Raw genomic sequence first — 15,436 nt, forward strand, 5'->3', positions numbered from 1 at the left:
GAAATGCCCCTAATAACAATTATATTAGGGGCATTTTCCACTTTATTGAGTCAGCTGATTTCGGTCCTCCATTTGAGGAGGCTCCTCAATCCAGCCGTTTTTTATCAAAATTTTTCCACCTTCTTGAGCAAATGTAAAAATATCTTTTGCCAGTAATGACATTTTCGCTGGCAGATCATTCCGCAAACTGAAGGCACCGCCGATTGCGTTTGTGCCAAGCCCAAAGGAAGTCAATAAACTGGTATTATACATCATTAATTTGTCAGAAAAGGGTGCGATTTGGGAAGAAGTTGCTTTACCAGCATGTGTTGCAGGTGGTTCAATATAGCTTTGCCGCAAAAATTCGCCTAAATCGACTTCGATTTTTTTCGATAGTTTCATGCCCTTAACAAGGTATTGTTGCACATCTTTATTCTCCGCAACTTGAGCGAAGCCAATCATTAGTTGCATTCCAACCAAATTGGTTTCAATAGCATGATGAATAAGGGAAACCTCAATTGTATTTAACGATCTCTTTTCTCCAAACAATCCGAACTTTCGATAATGATTTTCCTGTACAAAATGCACCTCTTTTGGCATCGAAACAAAAGCTGGACGAACAAGCACGCCTTTTTCAAGGAGGAATTGGGTCACCTCATTATTGAGGGCTTGTGACTCAGCTGTCCAACTGATGAAAAGGTCATTAATGTCGCTGCGATAGGAAATGCCGCAGAACAGGGAGAATAAACTCATTTCCACTTTCGTCATCATATGTAAATACATAATATCATAGAGGAAATCAAACAGCTTAGGAACTCCTTTATTTATATCATTTGCTGTAAATCCGACAGGGATAGCTGCACCTTCCTGCTTGAAAATTTCTGTAATGATATCAATAGCTTTACCAGCACTCTCATAATGGGTTTGTAATAGCTGTTTTGCTTCACTATCTGCATGTTCTAAAAAATGCTCGAGCATTCTGAGGATCATTGTCTTTTCTTGATAAGTCATCCACAAATTTGCCAATTCTGATGAAGTGATAGGAACGTCCCTCGAATTCATGTCGCTACCTCCCTAACTTTTATACCTTATGTTATCCAGTAAAAGTTATTTTAATAAATTTTTTTTAGCGAAAGGGCAAGTGCCTGTACAAGAATGGACAAGATGAATAGGATAGTATCAGGATAATTCATCACATATCTCTATGTATGACAAACCTAAACTCCTTTAATACACGAGGTGTGCATGAACTGCACATCTCCTTTTTTGCTTTGATAAATAAAAGCAGGAAAGCAAAGCTGTGTAAATACATGAAAGCGTTAATTCACTTTATTGCGCTAAAGTGAAATTGTGTTTATAATGCTTTTGTAAGAAAGGGAGGAAATAATATGAAGCAAATAAAATATTACCTTTTATTAATAATAGGGACTTTTATCATTTCTTTATCATTTACGTTATTGCAAGGGCCAAATCATATTGCATCAGGAGGGCTAACAGGTGCAGCTCTAGTACTAAGCTCTATCTTGCATATGCCGTCAACGATGCTGTTATGGGTAGCGACCATGCTCTTGTTGCTTGTGTGCTCTTATTTTTTAGGAAAGAATTCTTTCTTGAAATCCGTTATTGGATCACTGTTAATACCGTTATTCGTATTGCTTACAAGCGGCATGCCGGTGTTAACTAACGATCCGCTCTTGGCTGCAATATTCGGAGGATTGGGAGTAGGAATAGGGCTTGGAATAGTGTTTCGGGCAGGCGGTAATACAGGCGGGTTTACGTTGATTGCCCAGTTATTGTATAAGTATAAATCAGTTAAGCATAGTACAACTATTGTATGTTTAGATGCTCTTGTCATGGTTGCAGGCGGTTTAGTGTTTTCAGCAGAGAATGCATTATACGCTCTTGTAGGGGCGTTTGTAACACGCAAAACAATGGATGTTGTTCAAGGGAAACACAAGCGACCGAAGATTGCTTATATCATAACAGCTAAAGATTATGAACAAAATATAAGCGATGCTGTCTTACATAAACTTGACAGAGGCATGACAAAACTGACAGGTGCAGGAGGATATACGAATACAGAAAGAATCATTTTGATGATTGTTCTTGATACAGCAAAGGTAAATCAATTAAGAACATTGGTTCAAAGCATTGACCATAGTGCTTTTATTATTATGAGTGATGCAACTGAAGTATTTGGAGAAGGGTTTGTGCCGCCTAGTCTTAGTTTAGGGAAGGGATGAGATGAGTATCCCGCAGGGCATCAGAAGGTTTTTTGAAAAAACATTCATAAACTGCCAGTCAAAAGATAATAGTTGCTGGCAGTTTTTTATTTCGGCATTAATAGTTCTATAAATTAATGTAATGTTTTAATTATGAAGCCTGACAATAGGTAAAACTAAATGTCATTGACACATATGATAATGTAATTTAGGATATAAGCATATGCTTATATCCTATTGTGCAGATAGAATGGAGATGGCTTGAAAATGACAAATAAGGGTACTTCTTTTAATAAGGCAGCTATAGAAGAAACGGCACTTGTCTTAAAACTGTTAGGGGATAAAACAAGATTGTCCATGATAAGCATGCTGTCAAGTCAGGATTGCTGTGTTTGTGAATTTGTTGATATTTTTAATATGTCCCAATCAGCAATTAGTCAGCATTTAAGAAAGCTTAAGGATATTGGGCTAGTAAAAGAGCAAAGACAGGGACAATGGGTCGTTTATTCTATAAATAGGGCTAGTAACTGCTATCCGTTAATAAGCGACTTATTAGAGCATGTTCCAAGTCAGCAGGCTAAATTGGACTGGCTGGAAGAAAGTGGACTTAGAATTACTTGTATATAGTGGAGGTTAACATTTTGCTGCAAATATTTTTAGCTATTATTATCTTTTTAGTAACACTTACATTTGTTATATGGCAGCCTAAAAATCTGTCAATTGGCTGGTCTGCATGTGGAGGGGCTGTCTTAGCCTTGCTTGCAGGCGTAGTCGACTTCCATGATGTTGTCGATGTGACTGGGATTGTGTGGAATGCAACTCTTGCATTTATTGCCATTATCATTATTTCGCTCATTCTAGATGAAATTGGTTTTTTTGAATGGGCAGCCTTACATATGGCCCGGTTTGCGGGAGGAAACGGCCTGAAGATGTTTATTTATGTTTCCATACTTGGTGCAATTGTTGCCGCATTGTTTGCCAATGATGGAGCCGCCCTTATTTTAACGCCGATCGTGTTAGCGATGGTGAGGGCGTTAAAGCTGGAAGAGAACATGGTTTTTCCCTTTATTATGGCAAGTGGATTTATTGCAGATACTACTTCCTTGCCGTTAGTCGTAAGCAATTTAGTGAACATTGTTTCGGCTGACTTCTTTCATATTGGGTTTGCAGAGTATGCCTCAAGGATGATTATTCCAAATATCTTCTCCTTACTTGCAAGCATTATCGTTCTATATTTATATTTTCGCAAATGCATTCCAAAAACATATGATAGGAGCCAGCTTAAAGCTCCGAAAGAGGCTTTGAAAGACAAAGAAATGTTTCGTCTGTCTTGGGGTATACTGGCAGTATTGCTGATAGGCTATTTTGGAAGTGAATATCTTTCTATCCCGGTTTCGTTCATTGCAATTGCAATCGCAGCAATCTTCCTATTATTCGCGAGACGAAGCCCGGCTGTTTCGATTAAACAAGTGGTCAAAGGAGCGCCGTGGGCGATTGTATTCTTCTCAATCGGTATGTATGTAGTCATTTACGGGCTGAGAAATGTGGGTTTGACAGACTTGCTTTCAAGTGTTATTCAGGCAGCTGCAGACCAGGGTTTATTTGTCGCAACAATCAGTATGGGCTTTATTGCAGCCATTCTCTCATCTATTATGAATAATATGCCTACTGTGCTTATTGATGCGTTGGCAATTGCGGATACAAATGCAGCGGGAGTAATTAAAGAAGGACTTATATATGCAAATGTTATTGGCTCTGATTTAGGACCAAAAATAACACCAATCGGTTCATTAGCTACTTTATTATGGCTGCATGTACTATCCCAAAAAAATGTGAAGATTTCTTGGGGAGCATATTTTAAAACAGGTATTATTTTAACTGTGCCAACCTTGCTGGTTACACTTATCGGCCTATACTTATGGCTAACTATCATTTCATAAAGAAAGTTTAAAACAGGAGGGTATATCATGAAAATAATCATAATAGGCTCTGTAGCAGCAGGTACTTCTGTTGCGGCAAAGGCAAGAAGAAATGATGAAGATGCTGTCATCACCCTTTATAATGCAGACTATGATATCTCTTATTCAGCGTGCGGAATTCCTTATTTTCTTGGAGGAGAGATAGAGGAGATAGAAACATTAACGCCAAGAAATGCTGCTTGGTTTAAAAAGAGATACAACGTGGATATCTTTACTCGTCATGAAGTTATCTCAGTCAATGCTGAACAAAAACAAGTGGAGATTAAGAATCTTGATTCAAGTGAAGTAAAAACAGATGACTACGATATATTAGTATTCGCAACCGGTGCTTCACCAATAACACCGCCTATTCAAGGTGTAAACGAGGAGCATGTCTTTCAAGTGAGGACAATCCAAAATACGGCTGCTATACATCAATATATGCAAGCAAACCAGCCGAAAAAAGCTACAATTATTGGCGGAGGATACATTGGATTAGAAATGGCAGAACAGCTTAAACTGAAAGGCTTAGATGTAACAATTGTACAACGAGGCAATCACATCATTAGCCACTTGGATAAGGATATGGCTGCAAGAGTCGAAGACTATCTTAAAAATAAAGAAGTTAGCCTTTTATTAAATGAGGAAGTAACAGCAATAAACAAGCAGGAAGTAATAACAAGGTCTGGTACAAAAATACAAACAGACTTAGTCTTACTCGCAACAGGTGTGCGTCCAAACACTCTATTGGCTGAAAGCATAGGTGTGAAGCTTGGGTCTTCAGGGGCAATCGCGGTTAATCCAAAAATGCAGACAAACTTACCGGATGTATATGCCGTTGGCGATGTGGCAGAAAGTTATTCTGTTCTTACAGGGAAACCATTATATCGTCCATTAGGGAGCACTGCCAACAAGATGGGGAGAATAGCCGGAGATGTTATCACAGGAGGAAACTTAGAACATCGTGGCATATTAGGCACTGGCATATTGAGAGTGTTTGACCTCGCTGTTGGTCAGACTGGAATGAATGAACGAGAAGCGCTCGAAGAAGGCTATACAATTGAAGTGCTTCATAATATTAAACCAGCAAGAGCAGAGTATCTTGGCGGCAAGGAATTAGTGATTAAAGCCATTGCAGACAGAGAAACTGGCAGAGTTCTAGGTGTGCAGATTATCGGAGAAGAAGGCGTAGATAAAAGACTTGATGTTTTTGTTACGGCGATGACTTTTAAAGCAAAAGCAGAGGACTTGTTTCATCTAGACCTTGCATATGCTCCTCCATTCAGTACAACGAAGGACCCTGTTATGTACACAGGAATGGCGTTGCAAAATGCGATCGAAAAGAAGAATAAATTGATGACACCTCTTCAGTTAACAGAAAGAGTTTCAGCAGGAGAGACTATCCAAATCATCGATACAAGAGCAGAAAAGCAATTCAATGTATCGAGGGTAGACAAGGCAATTAATATTCCGCTTGGCAGTTTACGAGAAAAGTGCAAGGACTTAGATCCAAGCTTGCCTACTGTAACATATTGTAACAGTGGAGTCACTGGAAATGCAGCGCAAAATATTCTTCGCAATATAGGATTTACGGATCTATATAATCTGTCTGGCGGAAATAAAAACTATCAAAGCTTTATAACAAGTAAGCAATAATGATTGCTTACTTGTTATAAGAAAATCACATCATCACGGTATGAACATAACCTTTAGGGAATACTTATAAGAAAGTCAAAATAATAGTAAGGGATGTGAATGCATGAAAGTAACAACTACATGGAATGGACAGATGGCGTTTACAGGTAAAACACCTTCTGGACATGAGATTATCATGGATGCAGCAGAAAAATCCGGCGGCAATAATACAGGCGCAAGACCGACTGAATTACTGCTGCAGGCTACCGCAGGCTGTACAGGCATTGATATTGTTTCTATTTTGACAAAAATGCGCTTGAATATTGTTTCATTCGAAATGGAAGTAGAAGGCTTGCGGGCAGAGGAATATCCTCAGCGCTTTACAGGTATACATATCCATTATTCACTTCAAGGAGAATTGCCTGAAGATAAAGTTGTACGTGCGATTAAACTGTCAAAGGATAAATACTGCTCTGTATCTAACTCACTAAATGCAGAAATCGCTGTTAGTTACACGCTGAATGGAGCAGAGAGAAAACAGCTTTAAGGAAAAATTTAGTTAAATCTGTTGTTAGCCATCTTATATTATGTTAACTTAATTGGAATAAGAGGTGAGAACAATGCAAGATTATAGCAATTATTCCTGTCTGTCTCCAAAACATCATCATAAAAATTAGCCTTGCTATTTTGATTTTTTAATCAGAAAAGGAAGGCTATTTACTATTAAACCGCATTGATTAAGTTGAAAACTTAGATCTGATGCGGTTTTTTTATTTATTAAAAAATGGGGCTTATAAAAATGAAAAAAATGATTTACCAAAATGTAAAAGGCACACAAGATTACTTACCGGAAAAGGAACGATTAAGAAGGGATATTAGAAGGACATTGGAGGATATTTTTATTAGGGAATAATTATAAAATAAAGGTTATGCGCACTAGTGAAGAAAGAACGGTATCGTTCCAATTTAAAAAAGAGTAGGCACTGTAATAGGTTATTTTGCTATAAGGTAAATTAATATTAGGATTCTTTAAAAAAATACAATTAATTCCATGTTATAATTACAAGGATAACTCTCGTATGAATATAGTGAGTTATAGAAAAGTTAGAGGAACTTCCACCTGTCCTACGTGGAGGTTTTTCTTGTTTAAGAGTAATTAACTTATATTTAAGAAAGAGGCAAATTTGATGGGGAAAATGGGACTAATTCTTTCAGCCATATCTTTGATTATGGTGTTTTTTCACTATAATATTGCATTTCTAATTTTTAGTACAGCAATGATAGCGTTTGGGATTGATAATATCAACTTAAAAAATAAAGCAATGGGATGGATCTATATTCTGGCTGGTATTTTCTTTATTATTGGCATTAGTCTGAAGGGGATATTATGAATGAGCAGCTTCCATTTCGAGTACTCGAAAAGTGGCTGTTTTTTTTATGTATTTTTACTATTTTCAAAAAAATGGATGTTGTCATGGGGAAATGTTATCTCTGTTAAGGACAAGCAATAATATACTGTATTGTATAAAAGAATTCATTAGTGAAAGGAGAGAGTACCATGAAATTTACTTTGGAAGTAATGTTGTTTGAAAAGCATAAGAATCATAAAAACAAAAAGCATACTCGTCCTCATCCTCCAAAAGCGGACAAGTGTGAAATGATGGACAAGCCAAAGGATAACTGTCAGTTTGAAAAAGATCATGCAGTTGTCCAGCAACTTGAGGATGAGTTGTGTGCACCTCCTGTAAATCATGTAAAAGGAGATGATACAATGGCATTGATGAAAGAACTGCCTGAAGAAGAAGCAATGAAACTTCACGCTGTTTACCTTCCAATTGTAAAGCTAGGACGTTTTGCTGGAGTTGCAGTCGGAACTACTGTAACTGTTTATACAGACAACCATGCAACCCCTGCTATTACAGGAATCTTCCAAGGAATCATTAAAGACGCTAAAGAAGCAATTGCGTTAATTTTGGCTTCCGGTATTCTATACCGTATTCCAGTTAAAGAAGCTAAGTTTGTTTCAGTAGGAGCTTAAATTAATTAACCTGCTGTTTAAATAGATTACAACATTTCTCCAAACTGATTTTGGGACTCTCCTCTTTAATGTGTTCTTCTTATACTCCTCTCACATTAACCCTCGCACGATCCTTCTCTTGCAGGAAAAGGTTTGCTTTTTATAAGCGCACCTTTTCCGTAGCTTTTATAGACAATTTACATACCATAAAAAGCCGGTTTTTACTGCATTTTATTATTTCGTTGCAAGTGAGACAAAACAGTAAAATGATGATACACCGAAAAAATAATAATAGCGATACTGAAACAGGAAGATAAGATGGTACTTACCATTAAGCCTTTAGAAATATTTTTATAAAGCACATAACTCACCCTTACATATTTTTAGTTAGTATGTTTCTTCTTTATAATTCTATTCCTATATAAGAATTGTCTTCAAATAGAGTTACAACCTTATAATGCTGCTTTATTAAACTTTTGTTTAGTTAGCAAGTTACCTGGGAATAAGTAACTACAAATAAAAAAGCGTACGCATACAAGACCGGTCAATCTTCTACACATACATTTTTTCTAGCAGGGGGAAGGAGCTTATATGAAAAACACAAGGAAGAAAATTACGATTCCACGAAGTATCGGCTACGGATTAACGGATATTATGGGAGGCGGGGCTTTTACCATTATATCTGCGTGGCTGTTATACTACTATACAACATTTGTCGGTTTAACTCCTGTTGAAGGGGCCTCGATTATTGCTATTGCCCGCATTGTTGATGCGATTGTTTCTTTAGCAATTGGAAGCATTACCGATAACCTTTATAAATATAAAATAGGCAGAAAATTTGGAAGACGACGCTTCTTTCTTCTAATTGGCTCTCCTTTAATGTTTACATATATTTTGCTTTGGATAACGGGGATGAATTACTGGTATTATTTATTAAGCTATTTATTGTTTGAAATTGTGATGGCTTTAGTACTGATTCCGTGGGAAACACTGCCATCAGAGATGACAAAAGACTTTAATGACCGTACAAAATTATCTACTGCAAGAATGTTTTTATCAGGGTTAGGTGTATTTCTGGCCACTTTTATTCCGGGACGACTAATTTCCTTTTTCGGAGAAGATAATGGGTATGCCTATTTCATTAATGCAGTATTTTTCGCTATTATTTTTGCAATCTGTATTTTTATATCTTATAAAGTAACATGGGAAAAAACGCTAACTCCAGAAGAGGAAGAAGAATGGATTGCTAGCAGAGAAACTACTAATAGAAAAGGTGCCAAGGAATTATTAGCAGCATTTGCTGAAACTATTAAGGTTTATTTCTCTACTTTAAAAATTAAAAGCTTCCGCAAGCATTTAATGATTTATTTATTCTCCTATACGGCGAAGGATGTTTTTAATGCAGTATTTGTGTATTTCTGTGTTTTTGCATTAAGTATTTCCTCTTCTCTGGCAGGGGACATGCTGTCACTGAGTATTATTGGAGTTCCTATTACTATTTTAGCTGGATATCTGATGATTAAGTTCGGTCCAAACAGCTTATATAAAGTGTCATATCTTACGATGATTGTTTGTTTAGCTGCGTTTTATGCTGTGTATTTAATGAAACCTGAATCCATGATTATGTATGTGTTTATTATTTCAGCATTGTACCAAGTTGGTAGAGCGATATTAGACTTTACGCCTTGGAATGTCTTTCCGTTCATACCTGATATAGATGAAATTGTCACAAGACAGCGTCGTGAAGGGGTATTTGCTGCTGTGATGACATTTACTCGTAAAAGCACGGTTGCCCTTGCTACATTTTTTGTCGGAATTGTATTGCAATTTGGCGGTTTTACTGCAGGCCAATCAACACAATCTCCTCAAGCAGTGCACACGATTGTTTACACATTAGTTTTTGGTTCAGCCTTGCTTTTAATCGCAGCATTAGTGGTTGTGTTCACTTTTAAATTGAACAAGAAGACGCATAAGATTCTTGTTGATGAAATCGAAAGATTAAAAAATAACGGTTCAAAGAAAGAGGTTGATCCAGAAACACGAGAAGTCGTGGAAGCATTAACAGGATACAAATATGACGATATATGGGAAGACAATGAGAAGGAAGTTCCAATAAAATCAGCCTGCAGCTGAGTCTGCCTTTCAGTTAAAAAAGAACTGCCTTTGGATTGGACAATCTGGGCAGTTCTTTTTTGATTTGATAATGGATGCACCTAATAACATCAATTAGCGAAAACAAATCGCTATGGTTTAAACAATGACATCATTAGGCGGTTTTTTTCATACTATATTTTGGGGGTGAGAAAATGCCGCGTGTAAATTACAAAAGTTCAGATGTTGATTTAATGGCAAGAATGATGAGAGCAGAAGCAGAAGGTGAAGGCCAGCAAGGTATGCTGTATGTTGGCAATGTTATTGTCAATCGTCTGAAAGCGAACTGTTCTGATTTTGAAGGATTAAGAACGATACCTCAAGTCATTTATCAAGTGCAAGGTAATAACTATTCCTTTGAAGCGGTTCAAAAGGGAAATGTTTTTTATCAAAGAGCGAGAACAGCCGAAAAAAAATTGGCTAAAATGAACTTAGATTATTGGAGAGATCACCCAGGTAAGTTTGCTCTTTGGTATTTCAATCCATATGCTCCATGCCCACCGACATGGTACGGTCAGCCTCAATCTGGTCAATATAAAAATCATTGTTATTATGAACCTAAAGCAGGGACTTGTGAAAGTGTCTATACTGGTGGCTGAATTTTGAAGGGAGTTTCCTATAACAGGAGATTCCCTTTGTGTATTGCATTCATAATCTCACTATCTATTTTGTTAGTATATGTATATAATGATGATGTAAAAACATGAGAAATGTTAAGCTTACAATTTAGGAGAAAACAATGCAATTTCAATATGACCAGCTGCTGCTACAAATGCTGATTGTTCAAATACCTATTATTCTTTATTTAGTAATATCAAATGACCGCGGTGATAAAGCTGGAGAGAACGTGCTGTGGGGTATCTTATGTGCCATTACGATGGGGCTTTCTGTCAGTTTTTCCATTATTCTTGATGGCATCCGCCTTGATTCGCGCATGGTGCCGTGGTACTTAGCATTTATATATGGCGGTAATTATGCCGGAATTCTAGTAACCGTCTGTTTCTTTATTGTTCGATTGTTATATGGAGGAATCGGTATGGTTCCTTCCTTTATTGGAATGCTTATTTCGGTGGTATTTATTTTTTGGACTAAAAATAAGTTTCATACATTAATAGTGAAAAAGAAGATTTATTTATCCGTTTTATTCGTTTCTTTTTCATCTGCCATGCTGCCAATCATTGCATTGTTATTTGGGAAAGACCTAACGACAATGACCACATTATTGAACTATAGTCTTTTTGTTCTTGTAAACGGCCTTCTTGCCTGGTTCTCTATCTATTTGATTGAGTCACACCGGGAAAAAATGCTGTTAAGAAAAGAAATCCAAAGAAATGAAAAAATGCAAGTTGTCGGGGAGCTTGCTGCAAGTGTTGCTCATGAGATAAGAAACCCGATGACAAGTATTAAAGGTTTTTTGCAGCTTCTTACGAAAGCAGACAATTTATCAGCTCCGCAAAAGGAATATTTAAACATAAGTTTAGAAGAATTGAACAGAGCCAATGAAATTATTTCTGATTATTTATCGTTAGGAAAAAGCCAAAGCAGAAAGAAACATAGTGTCCTTGATTTGGAGCTAGAAGCAAAAAAATCAATAAGCTCTCTTTCTTCTTATGCGATGCTGTTTAATGTGGATGTTGCTTTTGAGATTCAAGGGCGAGCAGTCATTATGGGCAATTCAGCGCAGATTCAACAAATGTTTGTGAATCTCATCAAAAACGCTATAGAAGCAGCGGCTAAAAACGTTCAAGTATCCATTCGGCAAAACGAAAAGGAAGTCCATATCTTTATCTGTGATGACGGAGAAGGGATGTCTGCAGACCAGCTGGATAAGCTTGGATTACCCTTTTACTCGACAAAAGAAAAAGGGACAGGCTTAGGCTTGATGGTCACTTTGCAAATCATTAAGGAATTAGGCGGAAAGTGGCGTGTAACCAGCGACAAAAAAAGGGGAACTATGTTCCATATTACTTTTAGTGAAATATAAAAGAGAGGCATTCCTTTTGTGAAGGAATGCTTTTTTTATGATGTTTTATAGTGGATTTACAATTATTTTTAGTAAACATAACTATAAATTTACTAATAAATAATAAAATACTGGCTGGTTTTATCAATTATTTACTTGGAAAATAGCTAGAATGCTAAATTTTTCAGAATATTATTGTATGTAAGCGTATTCTGTGTTATATTTTCGCTAAAGACTTTAGTTAAATTTACTAAAAAGGGGGTGAAAGCATGGCAACAATCAAAGATATTGCAGAAAAAGCCAATGTATCCACGGCGACAGTTTCCAGAATACTTAATAAAGACGAGACCCTCTCTGTAACAGAAGCAACAAGAAAACGGGTGTTACAAGTGGTTGATGAGCTTGATTACAAGCCATCCAGAAAGAAGCAAACGAAGGAAATAAAAGCAGTTAGTACCTATCAAATAGGCATTATCATTCTGAATGATGAAACAATCGATCCTTATTTTCAGTCAATTCGCCTTGGTATAGAAGGTATATGCCATGAGTATTCAATGAATCTTGCTTCCACTATGATTATAGGCAAAAACCAGATTACAGGAAGCGGTCTCGACTCCTTAGATGGCTTAATTGTTATAGGCGATGTCGATATTGCTGACCTGAAGACAATCTATCCTGAAGCGAAGCATATAGTTGCTGTTGATCAGATTCCTAAAAATGCAAATGTGGATGTTGTTATTTCCGATTTCGTTCGTGCTACAAACATGGTTTTAGACCATCTTCTAACACTCGGACATACTGATATTGCCTATATAGGAGGCGAGGGCAGGGTATTTAAAGTCAGTAATCTTGAAACAACGGACAAGATAGATGTGCGCAGAAAAGCCTTTGAAAATTTTCTAAAAGAGAAGGAATTAAATAAAGCAAGCAGGATATTGGAAGGAGATTGGGGGCCAACAGGCGGGTACGCTCTTACACAAAAGCTGCTTAACTTAACTCCGAGACCAACAGCCATTGTTGTTGCCAGTGATCCGATGGCATTAGGTGTGCTCAGCTGCTTGCATGAACAAGGCATAAAGGTTCCCGACGAAATTTCTGTTATCAGTTTTGATGATATTGAAGCAGCAGCATTTATGAATCCAAGACTCTCTACAGTAAAGATTCATGGGGAGGAAATGGGGAAAACAGCTGTTAAGCTTCTGCATGATCAATTGAACGGGAGAATAATACCATTGCAAGTGACATTACCTGTTGAATTGATTTTGCGCGAAAGTGTAAAAGGTTTGAACTAATATAGGGGAGTGAGAGTTGATGGGTATTTTGTTTGATTCGAACAGGAAAATTTTTCATATGCAAGCACGTAACACAAGTTATGTCATGGAAATTGCCAGAGACGGCTATTTGCTGCATCTTTATTGGGGAAGAAAGGTAAAGGAATACCGCCATTCTAATTTTCTGCAGCTCATGGATCGCGGTTTTTCTGGGAACCCATATCAGCATAAAGAGGATCGAACCTTTTCACTAGATACATTGCCGCTAGAGTACCCACAGTACGGCAATTCAGATTTTCGAAAGCCCAGCTATCAAATTCAGCTCGAAAACGGTTCAACTATAACTGACTTGCGGTATCAATCACATTTAATCTATAAAGGAAAGAAGCCTTTAGAAGGATTGCCGGCTACCTTTGTTGAGAAGGAAGAGGAAGCAGAAACACTCGAAATTACGATGGTCGATGAGCTTATTGGATTACAGGTGGTATTGAGCTACAGTGTATTTGAACACTTTAATGTGATTACAAGATCTGTAAAAATCATTAATGACGGCGAGCATTCCTTAAAGCTGTTAAATGTGCAGAGTCTATGTGTAGACTTCCGCGAAGCCGATTTCGATTTTCTGCACTTACATGGTGCTCATGTTAGGGAGAGACATATTGAAAGACAGCCGCTCCGCCATGGTATCCAATCCATTGAAAGCAGCAGAGGCTCCAGCAGTCATCAGCATAATCCGTTTATAGCGCTGCTTAGAAAAGAAACAACAGAGGATAAAGGAGAGGTTTATGGCTTTAACTTTGTATATAGCGGTAATTTTCTGGCACAAGCAGAAGTGGATCAATTTAGCTGTACACGAGTAACAATGGGGATTAATCCTTTTGATTTCAGCTGGAAGCTAGAACCTGGTGAAGCTTTTCAGGCACCAGAGGCGGTTATGGTGTATTCGTCAAAGGGACTTGGGAGCATGTCAAGAACGTTTCATGACCTGTATCAAACCCATTTAATTAGAGGAGAATATCGAGATAAAGAACGTCCAATTCTTGTGAATAACTGGGAAGCAACTTATTTTGACTTTACTGCTGAGCGTATTTTGGAAATTGCAGAAGCAGGAAAAGAGCTTGGAATCGAATTATTTGTTCTCGATGATGGCTGGTTTGGCAAAAGAGATAATGACAAAACATCACTTGGAGACTGGTTTGTCAATAATCGTAAACTTCCAAATGGCCTAAATAAGCTGGCATCAGATGTTGAAGTGAAAGGGATGAAATTCGGTCTATGGTTTGAACCAGAGATGGTATCCGTTGACAGTGATTTATACCGTGAGCATCCAGATTGGTGCCTCCATGTTCCGGGACGGCAAAGCTCCGAAAGCAGAAACCAATTGGTCTTGGATTTATCGAGAGAAGATGTATGTAAAGAAATTACGAAGCGAGTTAGTGATATTTTAGGAAATATGCCTATTTCCTATGTGAAATGGGATATGAACCGTAACATGACAGAGATTGGTTCTGCACTTCTTCCACCTGACAGGCAAAGAGAAACAGCTCATCGGTATATGCTCGGCTTATATAAAATACTTGAAGAAATAACAGCTTCTTTTCCACATGTACTTTTCGAAAGCTGCTCAGGTGGCGGCGGAAGATTCGATCCAGGGATGCTCCATTATATGCCGCAGACTTGGACGAGTGATAATACGGATGCAGTATCCAGACTAAAGATTCAATACGGAACAAGCTTAGTATATCCTGTTTCTTCAATTGGAGCACATGTTTCAGCGGTCCCTAATCATCAGGTGCAGCGGACTACATCTATAAGTATGCGCGGCGATGTGGCAATGTCAGGCAACTTAGGCTATGAATTGGATTTAACAAGGCTGTCAGAAGAAGATAAAATCGCCGTTAAAAATCAGGTTTCCTATTATAAAGAAATCCGAAGCCTCATTCAGTTTGGTGAGTTTTACCGCTTGAAAAGCCCCTTTGAAGGAAATGAAACAGCATGGCTTTTTACTAATAAGGAAAAAACGGAAGTAATCGTCTATTACTTTAAAGTGCTCGCAGAACCAGCCGCTTCAGCTTCTGTTTTGAAGCTGAGAGGGATTGATGTAAATAAAGAGTATCAAGTAAACGGCACAGACACAGTTTACGGTGGAGATGAACTTGCTTTTGCCGGATTAAGTATTCCTATTGAAATGATACAAGGCGATTTTCAAAGCTTTTGCTGGCATTTGAAAGCTTTATAGA

Annotated in this window: 13 protein-coding genes; 12 read left to right on the forward strand and 1 reads right to left on the reverse strand. The window is 37.6% G+C overall.

The window, feature by feature from the left end:
* Window positions 1-42 precede the first annotated feature (42 nt).
* Window positions 43-1,041, reverse strand: coding sequence for a DUF3231 family protein (locus ACLIJJ_RS16490; RefSeq protein WP_411411312.1), 999 nt, complete (start codon window positions 1,039-1,041; stop codon window positions 43-45).
* Between the two features lie 326 nt (window positions 1,042-1,367).
* On the opposite strand from ACLIJJ_RS16490, the gene ACLIJJ_RS16495 reads away from it, so the two are divergent.
* The 12 genes from ACLIJJ_RS16495 (at window position 1,368) to ACLIJJ_RS16550 (ending at window position 15,435) form a co-directional block, all read left to right on the forward strand.
* Complete coding sequence (locus tag ACLIJJ_RS16495; RefSeq protein WP_251647623.1) at window positions 1,368-2,222, forward strand: YitT family protein; 855 nt, start codon at window positions 1,368-1,370, stop codon at window positions 2,220-2,222.
* 246 nt (window positions 2,223-2,468) lie between these two features.
* Entirely contained in the window at window positions 2,469-2,828 is a 360-nt protein-coding gene (locus ACLIJJ_RS16500) for an ArsR/SmtB family transcription factor (RefSeq protein ID WP_251647624.1), read from the forward strand.
* Window positions 2,829-2,842: 14 nt separating this feature from the next.
* Window positions 2,843-4,141: an arsenic transporter gene (locus ACLIJJ_RS16505; protein WP_233315381.1), complete on the forward strand. Its 1,299-nt coding sequence runs from the start codon at window positions 2,843-2,845 to the stop codon at window positions 4,139-4,141.
* A 27-nt stretch (window positions 4,142-4,168) separates the two neighbouring features.
* Window positions 4,169-5,815 (forward strand): FAD-dependent oxidoreductase, encoded by a 1,647-nt coding sequence (locus ACLIJJ_RS16510; protein ID WP_411411313.1) that lies wholly within the window; start codon window positions 4,169-4,171, stop codon window positions 5,813-5,815.
* A 103-nt stretch (window positions 5,816-5,918) separates the two neighbouring features.
* Window positions 5,919-6,341, forward strand: coding sequence for an OsmC family protein (locus ACLIJJ_RS16515; protein WP_411411314.1), 423 nt, complete (start codon window positions 5,919-5,921; stop codon window positions 6,339-6,341).
* A gap of 640 nt (window positions 6,342-6,981) precedes the next feature.
* A complete protein-coding gene (locus ACLIJJ_RS16520; RefSeq protein ID WP_233315378.1) occupies window positions 6,982-7,185 on the forward strand; it encodes a DUF3953 domain-containing protein in 204 nt (67 codons plus the stop codon).
* Window positions 7,186-7,352: 167 nt separating this feature from the next.
* A complete protein-coding gene (locus tag ACLIJJ_RS16525; RefSeq protein ID WP_233315377.1) occupies window positions 7,353-7,832 on the forward strand; it encodes a hypothetical protein in 480 nt (159 codons plus the stop codon).
* A 570-nt stretch (window positions 7,833-8,402) separates the two neighbouring features.
* Window positions 8,403-9,944: an MFS transporter gene (locus ACLIJJ_RS16530; RefSeq protein WP_411411315.1), complete on the forward strand. Its 1,542-nt coding sequence runs from the start codon at window positions 8,403-8,405 to the stop codon at window positions 9,942-9,944.
* A gap of 173 nt (window positions 9,945-10,117) precedes the next feature.
* Window positions 10,118-10,561 (forward strand): cell wall hydrolase, encoded by a 444-nt coding sequence (locus ACLIJJ_RS16535; protein WP_233315375.1) that lies wholly within the window; start codon window positions 10,118-10,120, stop codon window positions 10,559-10,561.
* Between the two features lie 140 nt (window positions 10,562-10,701).
* Window positions 10,702-11,946 carry a sensor histidine kinase gene (locus tag ACLIJJ_RS16540; RefSeq protein WP_233315374.1) on the forward strand — a complete coding sequence of 415 codons (1,245 nt, stop codon included), beginning with the start codon at window positions 10,702-10,704 and terminating at the stop codon, window positions 11,944-11,946.
* A 248-nt stretch (window positions 11,947-12,194) separates the two neighbouring features.
* The gene (locus tag ACLIJJ_RS16545; RefSeq protein WP_411411316.1) at window positions 12,195-13,217 is read left to right on the forward strand and encodes a LacI family DNA-binding transcriptional regulator; all 1,023 of its coding nucleotides are present in this window, start codon (window positions 12,195-12,197) and stop codon (window positions 13,215-13,217) included.
* Between the two features lie 19 nt (window positions 13,218-13,236).
* Window positions 13,237-15,435: an alpha-galactosidase gene (locus tag ACLIJJ_RS16550; protein WP_411411332.1), complete on the forward strand. Its 2,199-nt coding sequence runs from the start codon at window positions 13,237-13,239 to the stop codon at window positions 15,433-15,435.
* The last annotated feature ends 1 nt before the right edge of the window (window position 15,436 follow it).

Origin of the sequence: Niallia laureatilytica (assembly GCF_046613985.1) — a bacterium.
In the GTDB taxonomy this organism is placed as follows: Bacteria; Bacillota; Bacilli; order Bacillales; family Cytobacillaceae; genus Niallia.

Bases quoted from the DNA above. Each gene is read 5' to 3' on its own strand.
- ACLIJJ_RS16490 (WP_411411312.1), bottom strand. From the start codon at position 1,041: ATGAATTCGAGGGACGTTCCTATCACTTCATCAGAATTGGCAAATTTG.
- ACLIJJ_RS16495 (WP_251647623.1), top strand. From the start codon at position 1,368: ATGAAGCAAATAAAATATTACCTTTTATTAATAATAGGGACTTTTATC.
- ACLIJJ_RS16500 (WP_251647624.1), top strand. From the start codon at position 2,469: ATGACAAATAAGGGTACTTCTTTTAATAAGGCAGCTATAGAAGAAACG.
- ACLIJJ_RS16510 (WP_411411313.1), top strand. From the start codon at position 4,169: ATGAAAATAATCATAATAGGCTCTGTAGCAGCAGGTACTTCTGTTGCG.
- ACLIJJ_RS16515 (WP_411411314.1), top strand. From the start codon at position 5,919: ATGAAAGTAACAACTACATGGAATGGACAGATGGCGTTTACAGGTAAA.
- ACLIJJ_RS16520 (WP_233315378.1), top strand. From the start codon at position 6,982: ATGGGGAAAATGGGACTAATTCTTTCAGCCATATCTTTGATTATGGTG.
- ACLIJJ_RS16525 (WP_233315377.1), top strand. From the start codon at position 7,353: ATGAAATTTACTTTGGAAGTAATGTTGTTTGAAAAGCATAAGAATCAT.
- ACLIJJ_RS16530 (WP_411411315.1), top strand. From the start codon at position 8,403: ATGAAAAACACAAGGAAGAAAATTACGATTCCACGAAGTATCGGCTAC.
- ACLIJJ_RS16535 (WP_233315375.1), top strand. From the start codon at position 10,118: ATGCCGCGTGTAAATTACAAAAGTTCAGATGTTGATTTAATGGCAAGA.
- ACLIJJ_RS16540 (WP_233315374.1), top strand. From the start codon at position 10,702: ATGCAATTTCAATATGACCAGCTGCTGCTACAAATGCTGATTGTTCAA.
- ACLIJJ_RS16545 (WP_411411316.1), top strand. From the start codon at position 12,195: ATGGCAACAATCAAAGATATTGCAGAAAAAGCCAATGTATCCACGGCG.
- ACLIJJ_RS16550 (WP_411411332.1), top strand. From the start codon at position 13,237: ATGGGTATTTTGTTTGATTCGAACAGGAAAATTTTTCATATGCAAGCA.